The following is an 18361-nucleotide window of genomic DNA, read 5'->3' on the forward strand; positions in this document are numbered from 1 at the left end:
ACAACGGAGACAAGAATGAAGCGTTCCATCCTCACCGCAGCGGTTCTCGCTGCCCTTTCCAGCCACGCATTCGCCCAGTCGGGCGTGGTGGTGTACGGCTCCTTCGACGGCGGCCTGCGCCACGAAACCAATATCGACCCCGAAGGCAGCAGTGTCACCACCATGAGTTCCAACGGCACCTTCCGCTCCAACCGCCTCGGTTTCCGAGGCAGCGAAGATATCGGCAACGGCATGAAGGTGAACTTCGTGCTGGAGGCAGGCTTCAATTCCGGCACGGGAGCCCTGAACAACACGAACGGCGTGCTGTTCCAGCGCGAAGCGCATGTGGGCGTATCCGGCAAATACGGCGCCATCGACATGGGCCGCAACTACACGGCAGCCTACCGCACCATCATCGCCTTCGATCCCTTCAAGTACCGCTACCCGAGCGTCACCTATGTGCTCTCCTCCACCGCAGGCACGCGCAAGGACAACGACATCCAGTACACCGGCCGCTTCGGCGACTGGACGGCACGCGCCGAATACGCGCTGGGCGAACAGCCGGGCAGCAGCGACAACGGCACCACCAAGGCGCTGGGCCTGAACTACAGCGCCAACGGCCTGAAGGCGGGCGCCGTGTATACCAAGTCCGAACAGAACGTGGGCACGGCCGCCAACCAGAACTACCGCGACTTCGACCACTACGCTTTCGGCGCGTCCTATGAGCTGGGTCCGGTGACCTTCGCTGCCGGCCATGTGAAACAGGAGCAGGCCACCACCACGCGCGACAACACCTCCACCTGGGACTGGGTCGGCGCCAGCTACCAGGTCACGGAGCGCTTCGACATCACGGGCGCCCTCTACCGCAACAAGGCATACAACACCAAGGCCAGCGCAGCAGCCGCCGTCGGCGATTCGCGCAAGGACCTGCTGATGCTGGGCGTGACCTACGAGCTCTCCCGCCGCACCACGCTTTATGCTGAGCTGGACCGCACCAAGCTGGAGGGAGGCTTCGCCACCGGCGGCACGACCAAACTGAACCAGACCCGCCAGCGCGGCATGGCGGCGGGAATGATGCATACTTTCTAATAGCCATCGTTTTTTCTTATACCCCTATCCCCAAACGGTATTTCCGTATACGTCAACTTGTCTCTAAACTGGGAAGAAAGCCGTTAACAACGGCGCCGCCAGCCCGACTCCTGCCAGCACTTACCCAGTATTGCGCAGGCTCGGGCTGCTTCTGAATACCCTTTGGAGACATTCATGCCCGATACCACGGTGCCCGCAGAGCCGGTCACGCTCAAGCCCGTCACCCTCGACGACAAATACACCGCCACCTCCGGCAAAATCTTCCTCTCCGGCATCCAGGCCCTGGTGCGTCTGCCCATGATGCAGCGCCTGCGCGACGAAAAAGCGGGCCTGAACACGGCCGGCTTTATCTCCGGCTACCGCGGCTCGCCGCTGGGCGGCCTGGACGAAACGCTGTGGAAGACCAAAAAGCACCTGGAAGCGAGCCATATCCAGTTCGTGCCGGGCGTGAACGAGGACCTGGCGGCGACGGCGGTGTGGGGCTCGCAGCAGGTGGACCTGATTGGCCCGGCCAAGTACGACGGCGTGTTCGCCATGTGGTACGGCAAGGGCCCGGGCGTGGACCGCTGCGGCGACGTCTTCAAGCACATGAACCACGCGGGCACCGCGAAGAACGGCGGTATTCTGCTGGTGGCGGGCGACGACCATGGCGCCTATTCCTCCACCCTGCCGCACCAGTCCGACCACATCTTCTCGGCCTGCATGATCCCCGTGCTCTATCCCTGCAACGTGCAGGAATACCTGGACCTGGGCGTGCATGGCTGGGCCATGTCGCGCTTCTCCGGCTGCGCGGTGGCCTTCAAGGCCCTGGCGGATACTGTGGAATCGAGCGCCTCGGTGGATGCGGACCCGTTCCGCGTTGAAGTGAAGCTACCGAAGGACTTCCAGATGCCCGAAGGCGGCCTGAATGCACGCCTGTCCAGCATTCCGCTGGGCCAGCAGGCCCGCAATCAGGAAGCCCTGATGCAGGACTACAAAATCTACGCGGCGCTGGCCTATGCGCGCGAGAACAAGCTGAATCACACCACCATCGACAGCAAGGATGCGAAGCTGGGCATCATCGCCAGCGGAAAATCCTACCTGGACGTGCTGGAAGCGCTGGAAGACCTGGGCATCGACGAGGACATGGCCGCCAAGGTGGGCCTGCGCCTGTTCAAGGTGGCCATGCCATGGCCGCTGGAGCCGGACAGCGTGCGCGAATTCGCGCAGGGCCTGGACGAGATCCTGGTGGTGGAGGAAAAGCGCCAGTTCGTGGAATACCAGCTCAAGGAACAGCTGTACAACTGGCGCGACGACGTGCGTCCCCGCGTGATCGGCAAGTTCGACGACAAGGGCGAGTGGGTTGCCCCGCGCGGCGAATGGCTGCTGCCGCCGAAGGCCGACTTCTCCGTGTCGCAGGTGGCGCGCGTGATCGCCAGCCGCGTAAAGCGGTACATCACCGACACCAATATCCAGGACCAGATCAAGGCCCGCCTGACCTTCCTCGACGCGAAGGACGCGGTGCTGCAGAAGGCGATCAACACGCCTTTCCGTCCGGCCTTCTACTGCTCCGGATGTCCGCACAACACCTCCACCAAGGTGCCAGAGGGCTCCTTCGCGCTGGCCGGCATCGGCTGCCACGTGATGGCGACCTCCATCTACCCGGAGATGAACAAGCTGACGACGCACATGGGCGGCGAAGGTACGCCATGGATCGGCCAGCAGGCCTTCTCCAAGGTGCCGCACGTGTTCCAGAACCTGGGCGACGGCACCTACTTCCACTCCGGCTACCTGGCGATCCGCGCGGCCGTGGCGGCGAAGGTCAACATGACCTACAAGATCCTGTACAACGACGCCGTGGCCATGACGGGCGGCCAGCCGGTGGACGGCACCGTGTCCGTGCCGATGATCGCGCAGCAGATGGCAGCCGAAGGCATCAAGCGCATTGCGCTGGTGACGGAAGACCTGTCGCGCTATGCCGACCGCTCGGCGCTGCCTTCGATCGTGTCTCTACACGACCGCAAGGACATGGACGCCGTGCAGCGCGAACTGCGCGAGGTGCAGGGCGTGTCGGTCCTGATCTACGACCAGACCTGCGCCGCCGAGAAGCGCCGCCGCCGGAAGAAAGGCGAGTTCCCCGACCCGGACAAGCGCATGGTCATCAACGAAGCCGTGTGCGAAGGCTGCGGCGACTGCGGCATCCAGTCCAACTGCGTATCCATCCTGCCGAAGGAAACCGACTTCGGACGCAAGCGCACCATCGACCAGAGCTCCTGCAACAAGGACTACTCCTGCGTGAAAGGCTTCTGCCCGAGCTTCGTGACGGTGGAAGGCGGCACGCTGAAGAAGTCGAAGACCGGCGTGGGCAAGGAGAAGGCGGAAGACGAATGGGTGCTGCCGAACCCCGTGCTGCCTTCGTGCGACGAGCCCTACAACATCCTGATCAACGGCATCGGCGGCACGGGCGTGATTACTGTCGGTGCGCTGATGGGAATGGCCGCCCACCTCGAAGGCAAGGGCGCCTCCGTGCTGGACATGACCGGCATGTCGCAGAAGAACGGCTCCGTGACCTCGCACGTGAAGGTAGCGCAGTCCCCGGCCCACCTGCGCGCGCAGCGCATTGCGACCGGCGAAGCCGACCTGGTGCTCGGCTGCGACATGCTGACCGCAGGCGCTGCCGATGCCGTTGCGAAGATGCGTCCCGGCCGCACCCTGGCCGTGGTGAATCTGCACGAGCAGCCGCCCGGCACCTTCGCACAGAACGCCGACTGGGAATACCCGGCGGAAGACGTGCGCGCGCTGATCACCGAATCCGTGGGCGATGCGGGCGCGGTGGACTTCGTGAACGCCACCAAGCTTGCGACGGCCCTGATGGGCGACTCCATCGCCGCCAACCTCTTCATGCTGGGCTACGCCTGGCAGAAGGGCCGCATCCCGCTGAGCGAAGCCTCGCTGCTGCGCGCCATCGAGATGAACGGCGTGGCCGTGGAATCGAACAAAAAGAGCTTCCTGTGGGGCCGCCGCGCCGCCGTGGACCTGAAGCGCGTGGAGCGTGTGGCGGTTCCGGCCCAGGCCATCGTCGTGCAGATGCCGCAAAGCCTGGACAGCGTGATCAAGAAGCGCGTCGAGTTCCTCACCGGCTACCAGAACGCCGCCTATGCCGCCTCCTTCGAAGAAGTGGTGCAGCAGGTGCGCGCGAAGGAAAGCTCGCTCGGCCTGGGCAACAAGCTCTCCATGGCGGTGGCCAAATCGCTGTCCAAGCTCATGGCCTACAAGGACGAATACGAAGTGGCGCGCCTGTACACGGACGGCCGCTTCGTCGAGCAGATGAAACAGCAGTTCGAAGGCGACTTCTCGCTGAAGTTCAACCTCGCGCCGCCGCTCTTCGCCAAGAAGGACGCAAAGGGCCGCCTGGTGAAAGCCCAATACGGCTCCTGGATGTGGAGCGCCTTCAAGGTGCTGGCCAAGTTCAGGGGCCTGCGCGGCACGGCGCTGGACATCTTCGGCCACACCGCCGAGCGCAAGATGGAGCGCGCGCTGATCGTCGAATACCGCCAGCTGGTGAGCGACCTGCTCGCCCGCCTGACGGCCGACAACTACGAGCAGGCCGTGGCCCTGGCTGCGCTGCCGGAGAAGATTCGCGGCTTCGGCCACGTGAAGGAAGCCGCCGTCGAGGCCTACCACGCCGAAAAAGCGCGCCTCTTCGCCGCCTTCAGCGCTCCGAAAGCCCAAGCCGCCTGACCATGGCATCCCCTTTAGGAAACATTTCCTATTAGGGGACAGACCCCTTTAAGAAATTTCTTAAAGGGGTCTGTCCCCATTTAAGCAACTAATTGCTTGACTTGACGTTAACGTAAACGTCATATAATGAACGCTCCCCCTTGATCGCGTGAGCAAGAATTCGAAGGAACATCCATGAACGATCTCTCCAACGCCAAGAAAATTGCCGCTGAGCCGGACCAGGTGAAACCGGCGAACAAGGTCCGCTTCGTGACCGCGGCTTCCCTGTTCGACGGCCACGACGCGTCGATCAACATCATGCGCCGCATCCTGCAGTCGAACGGCACGGAGGTGGTGCACCTCGGGCATAACCGCTCCGTGGACGAGGTGGTGACCGCCGCCCTCGCGGAGGATGTGCAGGGCATCGCCATCTCCAGCTACCAGGGCGGCCACGTCGAATACTTCAAGTACATGATCGATCTGCTGCGCCAGCGCGGCGGCGCGCATATCAAGGTGTTCGGCGGTGGCGGCGGCGTGATCGTGCCGCACGAGATCAAGGACCTGCACGACTACGGCGTGACCCGCATCTTCTCGCCCGAGGACGGCCAGCGCATGGGCCTCGCGGGCATGATCCAGTGGATGGTGCAGCAGTGCGACATCGACCTGTCCCAGTATTCGCCCACTTCGCTGGCGCCGCTGCGCGAGGGCGATATCGCCGCGCGCCACCGCCCGCTGGCGCAGCTGATCACGGCCCTCGAAAACGGCAAGGCTTCCGATGCGCTGCGCAAGGAGCTGGCGGATGCCGCCGCTTCCCTGTCCGTGCCGACCCTGGGCATTACCGGCACCGGCGGCGCGGGCAAGTCTTCACTCACCGATGAACTGATTCGCCGCATCCGCCTGGACCAGGGCGATGCGCTGAATATCGCCGTCATCTCCATCGATCCGTCACGGCGCAAGTCGGGCGGCGCCCTGCTGGGCGACCGTATCCGCATGAACGCGATCAATCCATGGAACGGCAATGCGCGCGTCTTCATGCGTTCCCTGGCAACGCGCGAGGCGGGCTCGGAGATCTCCCAGGCGCTGCCGGATGTGATCGCGGCCTGCAAGGTGGCAGGCTTCGACCTGGTGATCGTGGAAACCTCGGGTATCGGCCAGGGCGATGCGGCCATCGTGCCGCACGTGGATGTGTCCATGTATGTGATGACGCCGGAATTCGGCGCTGCCTCCCAGCTGGAAAAGATCGACATGCTGGACTTCGCGGACTTCATCGCGATCAACAAATTCGACCGCAAGGGCGCCCAGGATGCGCTGCGCGACGTGGCCAAGCAGTATCAGCGCAACCGCGAACTGTGGAGCCAGAGCCCGGACCAGATGCCGGTGTTCGGCACCCAGGCTTCGCGCTTCAACGACGATGGCGTGACCGCGCTTTACCAGGGCCTGCTGCCCAAGCTGGCGCAGTTCGGCCTGAAGACCCAGCCGGGCAAGCTGCCCGCAGTGAATGTGCGCTTCAGCAGCGGCAAGAATGTGATCGTGCCGCCGGCGCGTGCGCGCTATCTGGCCGAAATCGCCGATACGGTGCGCGGCTACCACAAGAACGCGCGCAAGCAGTCGAAGCTGGCGCGCGAACGCCAGCAGCTGCTGGAATCGAAGCGCATGCTGGCCACCGCCGGCAAGAGCGTGGCGGACTTCGACGATGTGATCATCGAGCGCGATCACGCCATGGAGGCGGGCGCGAAGAAGCTGCTGGCCATGTGGCCTGACATGCAGGAAGCCTACGCGGGCGACGAGTATGTGGTGAAGATCCGCGACAAGGAAATCCGCACCGGCCTCGTTCAGCATACCCTGTCCGGCACGAAGATCCGGAAGGTGTCGCTGCCGAAGTATGAAGACCACGGCGAGCTGCTGCGCTGGCTGATGCTGGAGAACGTGCCCGGGTCCTTCCCATTCACCGCGGGCGTGTTCGCCTTCAAGCGCGAAGGCGAAGATCCCACCCGCATGTTCGCGGGCGAAGGCGATGCCTTCCGCACCAACCGCCGCTTCAAGCTGGTGTCCGAAGGACTGGACGCGAAGCGCCTGTCCACCGCTTTCGATTCGGTTACCCTGTACGGCGCCGATCCTGCCATCCGCCCGGACATCTACGGCAAGGTGGGCAACTCGGGCGTGTCCATCGCAACCCTGGACGACATGAAGGTGCTGTACGATGGCTTCGACCTGTGCAACCCGAGCACTTCGGTGTCGATGACGATCAACGGCCCTGCCCCGACCATCCTGGCCATGTTCATGAACACGGCCATCGATCAGCAGATCGACAAGTTCGTGACCGAGAACCACCGCCAGCCGACCGACGACGAAACCGCCAAGATCAAGGCCTGGGTGCTGCAGAACGTGCGCGGCACGGTGCAGGCGGACATCCTGAAGGAGGACCAGGGCCAGAACACCTGCATCTTCTCGACCGAGTTCTCGCTGAAGGTGATGGGCGACATCCAGGAGTACTTCGTGCACAATCAGGTGCGCAATTTCTACTCCGTTTCGATCTCCGGCTATCACATCGCCGAAGCGGGTGCGAACCCGATCTCACAGCTGGCCTTCACGCTGTCCAACGGCTTCACTTTCGTGGAAGCCTATCTGGCGCGCGGCATGCACATCGACGATTTCGCACCGAACCTGTCCTTCTTCTTCTCGAACGGCATGGATCCGGAATATACGGTGCTGGGCCGCGTCGCACGCCGCATCTGGGCCGTGACCATGCGCGACAAGTACGGCGCGAACGACCGCAGCCAGAAGCTGAAGTACCACATCCAGACTTCCGGCCGCTCGCTGCACGCCCAGGAGATCGACTTCAACGATATCCGCACCACGCTGCAGGCCCTGATTGCCATTTACGACAACTGCAACTCGCTGCACACCAACGCCTACGACGAGGCGATCACCACGCCGACCGACGAATCGGTGCGCCGCGCGCTGGCCATCCAGCTGATCATCAACCGCGAGTGGGGCCTGGCGAAGAATGAGAACCCGAACCAGGGTTCCTTCATCATCGAGGAACTGACGGACCTCGTGGAGGAAGCCGTTCTGCAGGAGTTCGAGCGCATCGCGGAACGCGGCGGCGTGCTGGGCGCCATGGAAACGGGCTACCAGCGCGGCAAGATCCAGGAGGAGTCGCTGCTGTACGAACACAAGAAGCACGACGGCTCCCTGCCGATCATCGGCGTGAACACCTTCCGCAACCCGAAGGGCAGCGAAGCCCCGCAGACGATCGAGCTGGCGCGCTCCACGGACGACGAGAAGCAGTCGCAGCTCAAGCGCCTGGAGGCCTTCCACCAGCGCCATGCGGACGTGGCCCCTGCCGCCCTGGCAGCGCTGCAGAAGGCCGCCATCGACAACGAGAACGTGTTCGCCAAGCTGATGGACGCTGCGCGCGTCTGCTCCCTGGGCCAGATCACCACCGCCCTGTTCGAGGTGGGCGGCCAGTACCGCCGCAATATGTAAGTCCCTTCCCGTTTGCGGCGCATCAAGACCCTGATGCGCCGCAAACGCTACCGTTGTAGCTCACAGCCAGGGCCTCCGGAAGAGGACAGGAAATGAGATACGCACGCCTTACGCCGGGCCACGGCTTCAAGCCCTCCAACAGCTTCCTGTACTACCTCCAGCGCATCATCGTTTCGCCGCCCCTCCGCGGTGTCTGCGTGAAATTGTTCCGGCAGTGGGTACGCGTGCGCCAGGGAGTCAACAATGGCAGGCAATCGGCCTTGCGCGACCAGCAGCTCGCCGCCCTGCACGCAGAGGGATACGTGGCGCTCGGGGCGCTGTTCAGCCGCGAGCAGTGCGAGGACATTCAGCGCTACTTCGCGGACAAGGTGCTGACCGACCGGCACGACGAGAGAACCCGTTTCACCATCGATGCGGTTCCCGACACCGTCAGGCTGGGCGAATACAGCCTGCGCGACATCGTGGCCTGTCCCCATATTCTCGCGCTGGCGAACAGCGAAACCCTTCTTTCGCTGGCGGAGCGCTATATCGGCTGCAAGCCCACCATCTCGCAGCTGGGCGTACGCTGGTCCTTTCCCAAACCGGACGGACGCAGCGACCTGCAGACCTTCCACCGCGACTCGGAGGACTGGCGCTATTTCAAGGTGCTGGTCTACCTCACCGATGTGGGGCCCGGCGAAGGGCCCCATGTCTACGTGCGCGGCACGCACCGTACGCGCGCGCCGCTGCGCCTGCACCTCCAATCGGACGCCGAAATCGACGGCATGTACGGGCGGGACATGCTGATCACCGCCATGGGCGAGCGCGGCTTCGGTTTCGCCGTGGATACGGCGGGTGTGCACAAGGGCGCCGCGCCGTCCGCAGGCCGCCGCCTGATGCTGCAGATTCAGTACTCGCTGTTCCGCAGCTATGCCTATCTCTATCAGCCGGAGCCCTATCACGGCGCCCTGCCGCTGGACCGCTACATCAACCGCCTGATCGTGGCCTAGCCACCGACCCGGCCAGCACAAGCTCCGGCTGCCACAGCGTTTGCAGAAGTTCCGCAGGCTTGCCGCCGATGAGGGCCAGCAGCATGTCCGCCATCACGGCTCCCGCCTCGCGGGCGCGGGTCTGGTCGATGGTTGCCACCGGCATGCCGACATCGTTCATGCGTCCCCAGACGATCAGCGACATCTCGCCGCCGATCTGCACGCCCGCATCCTGCAGGGCGCGCACCACACCGGCGCCTGCCAGGTGGTTGTCCACCACCACGGCGGTGGGCCGGTCCGTCCCGGCAAGCAGCTGGCGCATGGCTTCGTAGCCGCTGCGGTGCTCGATCGCGGTCTCGATGAGGTGGCGCGGGTCCGCCTGCAGTCCCGCCCCCGCCAGCGTGGCCATGAAGCTTTCGCGCCGCTGCGCCGCGAAGTTCAGTTCCAGCGGGGCGCTGATCATGGCGATGCGCTGGTGGCCATGGGACAGCAGGCTTTCTACTGCATTGCGTATGCCAGCGGCGTTGTCGTAGTCGAACCAGGCGTATGGCGCATCGAGCTGGGTGCGGCCATGGGCCACGAAAGGAAAACGCGCCCTCGCCAGGTAGGCAATGCGGCTGTCGTGTACCAGCGTGCGGCTGACCACCAGGCCATCGACGCGCCTTCCCTTCACCATCTGCTCATAGGAGGGCATTTCGTTCGCGGCGGATACGGGGGCGATGATGAAGTTCATCTGCGCCGCTTCCAGCGCCTCGGAAATGCCGCCTACGACGTCCAGGAACATGGGGTCGCCCAGGTCCGCAGCCAGCAGGGGGTAGATGATGCCGAAAACGTTGCTGCGCCCAACCGCCAAGGTGCGCGCCGCAGGATTCGCCTGATAGCCTGCGGCTCGCGCCGCGGCGAGCACGCGCTCGCGGGTGCGGTCGCTCACTTCGGGATAGCCGTTCAGCGCCCTGCTCACCGTCGTTTTCGACATGCCGAGCAGGTCGGCCAGGCTCTTGAGATTCATCCGCCGATTATAGCCGAGCCACCCAGGCCGTTATCGGGCGTGCTGCCATCCACGGCACGCTTGAAGAAGTAAAGCATCACCAGCACCACGGCAATGGGCACGAGCGTGAGATAGAAAGCGAAGTGGCCGCTGAAGGCGCCGAACACATAGCCCGTGATCAGCGAGCCCGTGGTGCCGCCCAGGGCGGAGAAGATCACCAGCAGGCCGGTCATCGCCGAGTGCTGGTTCTTCGGCAGGGAGCTGAGCATGACGGAGTTGATGCCGGGGTAGATGGGGGCCATGAAGAGGCCAATCAGCGGGAAGATGAAGGCAGCGACGGGCGCATTGCTCCAGCTGATATCCGGATTCGCAACGACACCGTGAGTGAGCGGCAGCGCCACCAGCACCACGGCGCCCATGCCGATCAGGCAGGCGTTCATGACGGGATACCAGTTCAGGCGGCGCAGCAGCACACCGGCGGAAAGCCGCCCAGCCGCGAGGCAGGCCGCGAAGATGCTGGTGACCTGCACGCTCATGGCCGCAGGCAGTTTCAGGATTTCGTTGTTGAAGGTCGGCAGCCAGGTCCCTACGCTCTGCTCGATCAGCACATAGAGGAAGGCAGTGATGACGAAGACGCACACCAGGGGCTTGAAGAAGAGCCTGAGCATGGCGGCGAAGTCCTGCGCCAGCGTGCGGTCCGCTGGCAGCGCGGCCAGGTGCTCGTCGAACTGGGTCGTCAGCAGCAGAACGAAAGTGAAGGCGCAGAGCGCGGCAAGCACCCAGTACACATTCAGCCAGCTTTGCGACTTCGGATTGGCTGAATCGATGAAGAAGCTGAACACCCAATAGGCGCACAGCACGCCCACCATGAAAAAGCCCTCCAGCGTGTTCATGATGCCCGCGTGGTGCCGGCGGTCCGTGGCGATGAGGCCGAGGGTCGAGTAGACGGACACCTTGGTGAGCGCGAAGGACACGCCCACCGACAGGAAGAGCAGCTTGGTGGTGAGGAAGCTAGGCAGCAGCGGCATTGCCACGCAGGCCGCGGTGACGATGGCCAGCGCGATCAGCATGGCCTTCTTGTAGCCGAGGCGCGGCAGGAAGGAGGCCACGAGGAAGGACACAACGGCAATCGGCAGATCCTTGAAGCCTTCCAGAACGCTGGCGGAGGATTTGCTGATCTCATAATTGCTGATGACCTGCAGGATCACCGTGCCCACGCTGTTCAACAGGATGGCGAACACGAAATAGATCAGGAACAGGATGTACAGGATGCGCTGGTTTTTCATGGTTTGTCTCCTCCGGCCTTTCTTGTTTTAGTAGGCTTGCAGCTTGAACTGCGTGAGCCCAGGTATCACCACATCCGCCTGGGTGAGTATCTCCGGGTCGCCTATGCCCAGCGCGAACATGCCCGCCGACTTGATCGAGGCCACACCTGCCACGGCGTCTTCCACGCCCAGGCAGTCCGCGGGCGATACGCCGAGTTCGCGCGCCGCCTTCAGGAAGATTTCCGGGTCCGGCTTGCCGCGTTCGATGGTGGCGGCGTCCACCACATAATCGAACTTGCCGCGGATACCCAGGCTGTCCAGCACCGAGAACGCGTTCTTGCTGACGGAAGCAAGGCCGATCTTCAGCCCGTCCCTGCGGCAGGCGTCCAGCGTTTCGACGGCGCCGGGCAGCAGGTCGGCGGGAGTCATGGTGGCGATAAGCGCCTTGTAATGCTCATTCTTCTGGTCCGCCAGCGCCAGCTTTTCCGCTTCAGTGTAATTGCCCGCGGCGCCGGCGAGAATCAGCTCCAGGGAGCCCATGCGGTCGATGCCCTTGAGGTGCTCATTGGCCGCTTCGTCGAAAGGTACGCCTTGCGAATCGGCCAGGCGCTTCCAGGCGAGGTAATGATAGCGCGCGGTGTCGGTGATGACCCCATCGAGGTCGAAGATGACGGCTTTGAATCGGCTCATGGTTTCTCCTTATGCCAGCGCGCAGCTGGGGGCGGTATTCGTCAGTGCGACTGCCTTGCCGCGATGGCTGAAGGCCACCGCCGCGCCCTGCAGCAGGGTGTATTCCGTCTTACCTTCGGCAACGCGCACCTGCAGCAGGCAGCCCTGGATGTGAATCTTGAACTGGTAGTGCTGCCATTGTTTCGGCAGGGTGGGAGCGAAACGCAGGCCGCCATTCACCACCCGCATGCCCGCGAAGCCGTAGGCCACGCCCATCCAGGTGCCGGCCATGGCGGCGGTGTGGATGCCGTAGTGCGTGTTGCCGTGCGTGTCGTCCAGGTCCAGGCGTGCGGTCTCCATGAAGTAGTCGTAGGCCTTGTCGTGGTAGCCTACTTCGGAGGCAACGATGCTGAAGATGCAGGACGAGAGCGAGGAGTCGTGCGTCGTCACGGCTTCGTAGTAGTCGAAGTCGCGCTTCTTGTCCTCCAGCGTGAACTGCTCGCTCAGGAGCAGCAGCGCCAGCACCACGTCCGCCTGCTTGCACACCTGGTGGCGGTAGATCACCATCGGGTGGTAGTTCAGCAGCAGCGGATACTTGTCCTTCGGCGTGCTGGCGAAGTCCCATACCTTCTTGTCGAGGAAGCTGTCGTCCTGGGCGTGGATCTTCAGGGTCTCATCGTACGGCAGCAGCATGAGGTCCGCGGCGCGGCGCCACTCCGCTGCTTCGCCCGCGTCCAGCTGCATGGCGGCCGCAATGCGCGCGAAGTCCGCCGGGTATTGCTTCTCCAGCTTTTCCGCCACCGATGCAGCGAAGCGCAGGTGCAGCTGCGCCATGGCGTTGGTGTAGTAGTTGTTGTTGACGAGGGCCGTGTATTCGTCCGGCCCCGTTACCTCGTTGATGACGAAGCGCCCGGCGCGGTTATAGCTGCCGATGCCGGTCCAGATGCGGGCAGTCTCCATCACGATCTCCGCGCCCGCCTGCACCAGGTAGGCGTCGTCGCCCGTGGCGTCCATGTACAGCTTGATGGAATAGGCAATGTCCGCGTTGATGTGGTACTGCGCGGTGCCCGCCGGGAAGTAGGCCGAGCACTCTTCACCCGCGATGGTGCGCCACGGGTAGAGGGCGCCCTTTGCGTGCGACATCTGGCGCGCGCGCTGGCGTGCCATCTCCAGCCCCGCGTAGCGGTATTCCAGCAGCTTGCGCGCAATCTCCGGCTTGTTGTACAGGAAGAAGGGGAAGATGTAGATCTCGGTGTCCCAGAAGTAGTGGCCTTCGTAGCCTTCGCCCGTCACACCCTTGGCCGAGATATTCGTCTTGCCGTCGCGGCCCACCGACTGCAGCAGGTGGAACTGGTTGAAGCGGATGCCTTGCTGGAGGGCGTCGTCGCCCGCGATCTCGACATCCGCCTGCTGCCAGAAATCGGCCAGGTAGGCGGCCTGGCGCGCGGCGAGCGCGGCGAAACCGTCGGCCCGCGCCTGGTCCAGCGCCCGGCGGCTGCGGCCCGGCAGCTCCGGCGCGGGATAGTCGCGCGAGGAGAAGTAGCTGCCGTACTTGGTGAGGCACACGGTCTGCCCCTGCGCCGCCTGCACGGTGTAGCGCTGTTCCAGCAGCAGGCCGTCGCGCTCGAAGCTCAGTTCATGCGGCGCGTCCACTTCGGAGGCCGTTGCGCTCACCAGCGTGAAGCCGCTGTTGCGCGTGTTCTGCACGAGGGCGGAAAAGTGCTCTTCCTGCTCCACCGCCAGAAGATGCAGGGCCGGGCCGGACACCGCGGAACCCACGCGCGGATCGTCGCCCGCCTCCAGGTTCTTCACGGCCCCGTTCAGCGCGGACACGATGCGCACGCTGCCCGCGAAGTTCAGCGGCGTCACCTCGAAGCGGATGGCGAAGAGGTGCTTGTTCTCGAAGCTGACCAGGCGGCTGCTGCGGATGGCCACCTTGCGCCCCTGGGGCGAGGTCCACTCCAGGCTGCGCTGCAGGATGCCGGTGCGGAAGTCCAGCGAACGCTCATAGTTGTCCACGCCGCCCTGCAGCGGGTCGAAGCGCTCGCCTTCCACCCACAGCGAAATGCCCTTGGCGTTCGGCACGTTCAGCATGAACTGGTTGGTGCGCGCCAGCGCATAGGCGTTCTCGGGATAGTGGATGGGTTCGGACTCGTAGAAACCGTTCAGGTAGCTGCCGTCCAGCGACGTACCCGCCGGGCCGCTGTAGCCTTCTTCGCCCGTGCCGCGCAGGCCAATGTAGCCATTGCCGAGCGCGAACAGGGTCTCATCCAGGAAATGGGACTTGGTGTCGAAGCTGGTCTCCCGTATGCACCACGCGTCCAGAGGAAAAGTATGCACAATCCGTCCTTTTATCTAATTCAAACCGGTTTGGATTTCGGTTTTAGTTCTTTTGATCGTAAAACCACAAGGGAAAATCAGGTCTGGCGCACCATCAGCTGGGTCGGCAGCATCTCGGATGCCACCGGCTGGCCGTTCATCAGGTCCAGCATCTTCTTCGCCAGCAGCACGCCGCCGTCGCGCAGATACTGGTGCACGCTGGTCAGCGGAGGCACGAAGCTGGCCGCGCCGGGCGTATCGTCGTAACCGATCACGGAAACGATTTCAGGCACGCGCAGGTTTTTCTCCGCCAGTGCGCGAATCGCGCCCATGGCCAGCAGGTCGCTCGCGGCGAACACGCCGTCGAACACCTGGCCCTTCTTCTTCAGCAGGGAGGAGATGCAGTCGAAGCCCGCCTCGAAGGTAAACGCCTTCGGACGCATGATGTGCACCGTGCCCTGCCCGCCCATGCCGTCGATGAAACCGGCACAGCGTTCCTGCACCTCGGCGTGGTCCACGTCGCCGAGGAAAACCAGCTTCTTGCGGCCCTGCTCCAGGAAACGCTGGGCCGCGCTGTGGCCGCCCTTCCGGTTGTCGGAACCGACCACGATGGTGTCCGCATCCGCCTCGGGCGCCCCCCACACCACCAGGGGCAGGCCCGTCTTCTTCAGCGCCGTCACCGCCTCGCCGTGCGAGCCCTGGCCCAGCAGGATGAGGCCGTCCGCCGCCTGCACCGGCGCCGTGTCCAGCAGCTGCTTCGAGGTCAGCACCACGCTATAGCCCGAGGTGGTGAGCTCCTGCGTGATGCCGCCCAGCAGTTCCAGCGGGTAGGGATCGGACATGGGCCGGCCCCGCGCCGGTGTCATTTCCACCACCACCGCCACCGAGTAGGAACGTCCCATGCGCAGGTTGCGCGCGCTGACATTGAAACGGTAGCCCTGTTCGCTGGCGATCTGCTGCACTTTCTGGCGCGTTTCCTCGGTGACCAGAGGGCTGTTGCGCAAGGCGCGGGAGACCGTGATTTTCGAGACGCCGGCCAGCTGAGCCAGGTCTTCCATCGTCAGTCCGGCCTCGCCTTTGCGTGCATTTTTTGATAAGGCCATCGATCGCTCATTGTTCCAAAACAGGGTGCGAAATCATTATGACAGATTTTTTCTTGCTGTTGGAGGAAAATGACATCGATAACATTTCGATTGACATCGATATCATTTGTTGATTCAATGATAGTTCCTACCCGTGGCAGCGCAGAAACGACGCGTATTGTCCAGGAGACGACAATTTCTCATAAGAAAGCCCAAGCCAAATGAAGACCCCTCGGAAACTCCTGCTGTCCTCCATCTCCCTGGCCGTACTGGCCCTGATCAACCAGGCCCAGGCCGCCGAGCCAGCCGAGCCGCAAGCCCCGGCCCAGGCCGACCAGAACGCCGCGCCCGCGCAGAAAGATGCCGTCCAGGCCGAACTGCAGCAGGTGGTGGTGACCGGTGTGGCGCGGGGCGGCGTACGCCGCCTCGATTCCGCCTTCTCGATCAGCACCGCGAACGAAGAACAACTGAAATCCGCTGCGCCCAGCAGCACGGCGGACATCCTGAAACTGGTGCCCGGCGTGTATGCCGAGTCCACCGGCGGCCAGTCCGGCGCCAATATCGAGGTGCGCGGCTTCCCCTCCGGCTCCGACTCGCCCTTCGTGTCCGTGCAGATGATGGGCAACCCCATCTATCCTGTGCCCACCCTGTCCTTCTTCGAAGGCTCCTCGGCCTTCCGCCTGGACGACACCATCGAGCGCGTGGAAGTGCTGCGCGGCGGACCGAGCACCATCTTCTCCAACGGCCAGCCGGGCGCCACGATGAACTTCATCCTGAAAAAGGGCACGGACACGCCTGAGGGCTCGGTGCGCTTCTCCACCGGCACAGGCGAGCTGCGCCGTGTTGATGTGTTCTACGGCGGTAAGATCAGCGAGGGCTGGTACGGCACGGTGGGCGGCTTCTACCGCAACACCAATGGGGTGCGCGACGCGGGCTTCCCGGCCGACAAGGGCGGCCAGATCACCGCCACCCTGACCCGCAAGCTGGACCAGGGCGAGCTCACCTTCTATGCCCGCCGCACGGATGACAAGAACGCCTTCTACACCGGCGTGCCCCTGATCTCGAGCAATGAAGGCCGCAGCATCAGCGAATTCCCGGGCTTCGATCCCCTCACCGGCACCCTGATGAGCGGCGAAATGCGCCGCTTCACGGTGGAAGCGGCCCCGGGTAAAACCCTGAACTACGATCTGGGCGACGGCCGCGGCCTGAAAGCCACCGTGCTGGGCGCGGACTTCGAGCAGAAGTTCTCGGGCTGGAACGTGTCGAACAAGTTCAACTACTTCAAGGGCGACCTGAACACCATCGCCATGTTCACGGGTAATAACCCGCTGACGATGGCGGCCTATAACGCCGCCGCCATCAATACCCACCGCAACGCCGTGGCAGGCCAGACCGCCACCACCGCCACCGCCACCTATCTGGACGGCACGGCTGTGAATCCGAACCAGCAGGTGGTGCAGGCCGGCCTGTGGGCCGTGGAGAAGAAGCTGGACTCCTTCACCGACGAGATTCGCGTCAGCAAGGAATGGATGAAGGACAACACCGTCACGATCGGCGGCTACTTCGCCAACTACTCCTCGGACGACGTCTGGTATCTGGGCAGCAGCCACCTGATGACGGCCGTGCCGAACGCGCGCCTGATCAATGTGAAACTGAACAACGGCGTGATCGTGTCCAACAACGGCAAGGACGGCAATGTGTTCTACGCCCCGGTCGCTTCCTATGACGGCAGCAATACCGCCTTCTTCATCTCCAACGATTGGAAAGTCAACGAGCAGATCCGCGTCGACGCGGGCGTTCGCCGCGAACGCCAGAAGATCGATGGCACCATCTCGAACCTGAGCTCGGGCGACACGGACAACAATCCTCTCACCGTGTACAACAACGGCACCTCCATGCCGAACGGTTCGAACACCTTCCTGAGCCGCACGGACTCGGCAAACTCCTTCACCGTGGGCGGTAACTACAAGCTGAGCCGCGACGCCAGCGTGTTTGCCCGCGCCAACACGGGCCATACCTTCATCGCCTTCGACGACCTGCGCAATGCGGGCTCCCAGAAGAACGTGGACGACCGCAACTTCCTGCCGACGCCGAAGATCAAGCAGATCGAAGTGGGCTTCAAGACGGCGACCCAGCTCTACAGTGCCTACCTGAACTACTTCCACACGGAGTTCGACGGCATTGCCTTCCAGCAGATCCTGTCCAATGGCCAGATCCTGAACTCGGTCAGCGGCTCCAAGGGCAACGGCATCGAATGGGAACTGGCACTGCGCCCGGTCAGCAACCTGACCCTGCAGCTCTCCGGCGACTACCAGGATTCGGAGTACAAGGACAATCCGGTAACCGCAGGCAAGCGCGTGCAGCGTCAGCCGAAGCTGCAATACCGCTTCACGCCGACCTACCGCATCCCGATGGGCGACAACGAGCTGAAGCTGTACGGCACCTTCACGCACATCGGCGAGCGCTGGGCTGACCAGGCGAACCTGCAGTACCTGCCGTCGTACAAGACCCTGGACCTGGGCGCCCTCTTCATCGTCAATGACAAGATCGAGTTCCGCGTGAACGCGACCAACGTGAACAACGAGCTGGGCCTGACCGAAGGCAATTCCCGCCTGACCACCGGCGGCACGGGCCCGATCAACGCCCGTCCGCTGTTCGGCCGGACGTGGGAAGCGTCCATCACCTACCGCTTCTGACCGAAGCAAAGGGGCAGGCTCAGGCCTGCCCCTTTTTGTTTCCTGATAGATTTTTCTGGATTTTCCTGCAATATTCGCCTACCCTTGAATTGATGCCTGCTCGGCAGCAAGCCCCTCA

Annotated in this window: 10 protein-coding genes; 5 read left to right on the top strand and 5 right to left on the bottom strand. The window is 63.5% G+C overall.

What is annotated here, in order from left to right; all coding sequences use genetic code 11:
• Positions 1–15: 15 nt before the first annotated feature.
• The 4 genes from LSQ66_RS20860 to LSQ66_RS20875 all read left to right on the top strand — a co-directional run bounded on the left by LSQ66_RS20860 (position 16) and on the right by LSQ66_RS20875 (position 9245).
• On the top strand, positions 16–1068 hold the full coding sequence (locus LSQ66_RS20860; protein WP_231767083.1) for a porin: 1053 nt from the start codon (positions 16–18) through the stop codon (positions 1066–1068).
• Between the two features lie 174 nt (positions 1069–1242).
• Positions 1243–4788: an indolepyruvate ferredoxin oxidoreductase family protein gene (locus tag LSQ66_RS20865; RefSeq protein ID WP_231767084.1), complete on the top strand. Its 3546-nt coding sequence runs from the start codon at positions 1243–1245 to the stop codon at positions 4786–4788.
• A gap of 174 nt (positions 4789–4962) precedes the next feature.
• Positions 4963–8256 (top strand): fused isobutyryl-CoA mutase/GTPase IcmF, encoded by a 3294-nt coding sequence (gene icmF, locus LSQ66_RS20870; protein ID WP_231767085.1) that lies wholly within the window; start codon positions 4963–4965, stop codon positions 8254–8256.
• Positions 8257–8348: 92 nt separating this feature from the next.
• On the top strand, positions 8349–9245 hold the full coding sequence (locus LSQ66_RS20875) for a phytanoyl-CoA dioxygenase family protein (protein ID WP_231767086.1): 897 nt from the start codon (positions 8349–8351) through the stop codon (positions 9243–9245).
• Here the strand turns inward: LSQ66_RS20875 and LSQ66_RS20880 are convergent.
• From LSQ66_RS20880 to LSQ66_RS20900, 5 genes are all read right to left on the bottom strand, one after another.
• Positions 9223–10233: a substrate-binding domain-containing protein gene (locus tag LSQ66_RS20880; RefSeq protein ID WP_231767087.1), complete on the bottom strand. Its 1011-nt coding sequence runs from the start codon at positions 10231–10233 to the stop codon at positions 9223–9225. The two genes, LSQ66_RS20875 and LSQ66_RS20880, sit on opposite strands and share 23 nt — an antisense overlap.
• Positions 10230–11498 (bottom strand): MFS transporter, encoded by a 1269-nt coding sequence (locus tag LSQ66_RS20885; RefSeq protein WP_231767088.1) that lies wholly within the window; start codon positions 11496–11498, stop codon positions 10230–10232. The genes LSQ66_RS20880 and LSQ66_RS20885 overlap by 4 nt, the downstream gene beginning before the upstream one ends.
• 27 nt (positions 11499–11525) lie before the next feature.
• A complete protein-coding gene (gene pgmB, locus LSQ66_RS20890; RefSeq protein WP_231767089.1) occupies positions 11526–12167 on the bottom strand; it encodes a beta-phosphoglucomutase in 642 nt (213 codons plus the stop codon).
• 9 nt (positions 12168–12176) lie between these two features.
• Positions 12177–14486, bottom strand: coding sequence for a glycoside hydrolase family 65 protein (locus tag LSQ66_RS20895; protein WP_231767090.1), 2310 nt, complete (start codon positions 14484–14486; stop codon positions 12177–12179).
• A 77-nt stretch (positions 14487–14563) separates the two neighbouring features.
• Positions 14564–15568, bottom strand: a complete 1005-nt coding sequence (locus LSQ66_RS20900) for a LacI family DNA-binding transcriptional regulator (RefSeq protein WP_231767091.1) — start codon at positions 15566–15568, stop codon at positions 14564–14566.
• Positions 15569–15768: 200 nt separating this feature from the next.
• On the opposite strand from LSQ66_RS20900, the gene LSQ66_RS20905 reads away from it, so the two are divergent.
• Positions 15769–18243, top strand: coding sequence for a TonB-dependent siderophore receptor (locus LSQ66_RS20905; RefSeq protein WP_231767092.1), 2475 nt, complete (start codon positions 15769–15771; stop codon positions 18241–18243).
• Positions 18244–18361 lie beyond the last annotated feature (118 nt).

It is taken from the genome of Massilia endophytica (assembly GCF_021165955.1).
GTDB lineage: Bacteria > Pseudomonadota > Gammaproteobacteria > Burkholderiales > Burkholderiaceae_D > Rugamonas > Rugamonas endophytica.

Coding starts and splice junctions, on each gene's coding strand:
- LSQ66_RS20860 (WP_231767083.1), top strand. CDS start 16: ATGAAGCGTTCCATCCTCACCGCAGCGGTTCTCGCTGCCCTTTCCAGC.
- LSQ66_RS20865 (WP_231767084.1), top strand. CDS start 1,243: ATGCCCGATACCACGGTGCCCGCAGAGCCGGTCACGCTCAAGCCCGTC.
- icmF (WP_231767085.1), top strand. CDS start 4,963: ATGAACGATCTCTCCAACGCCAAGAAAATTGCCGCTGAGCCGGACCAG.
- LSQ66_RS20875 (WP_231767086.1), top strand. CDS start 8,349: ATGAGATACGCACGCCTTACGCCGGGCCACGGCTTCAAGCCCTCCAAC.
- LSQ66_RS20880 (WP_231767087.1), bottom strand. CDS start 10,233: ATGAATCTCAAGAGCCTGGCCGACCTGCTCGGCATGTCGAAAACGACG.
- LSQ66_RS20885 (WP_231767088.1), bottom strand. CDS start 11,498: ATGAAAAACCAGCGCATCCTGTACATCCTGTTCCTGATCTATTTCGTG.
- pgmB (WP_231767089.1), bottom strand. CDS start 12,167: ATGAGCCGATTCAAAGCCGTCATCTTCGACCTCGATGGGGTCATCACC.
- LSQ66_RS20900 (WP_231767091.1), bottom strand. CDS start 15,568: ATGGCCTTATCAAAAAATGCACGCAAAGGCGAGGCCGGACTGACGATG.
- LSQ66_RS20905 (WP_231767092.1), top strand. CDS start 15,769: ATGAAGACCCCTCGGAAACTCCTGCTGTCCTCCATCTCCCTGGCCGTA.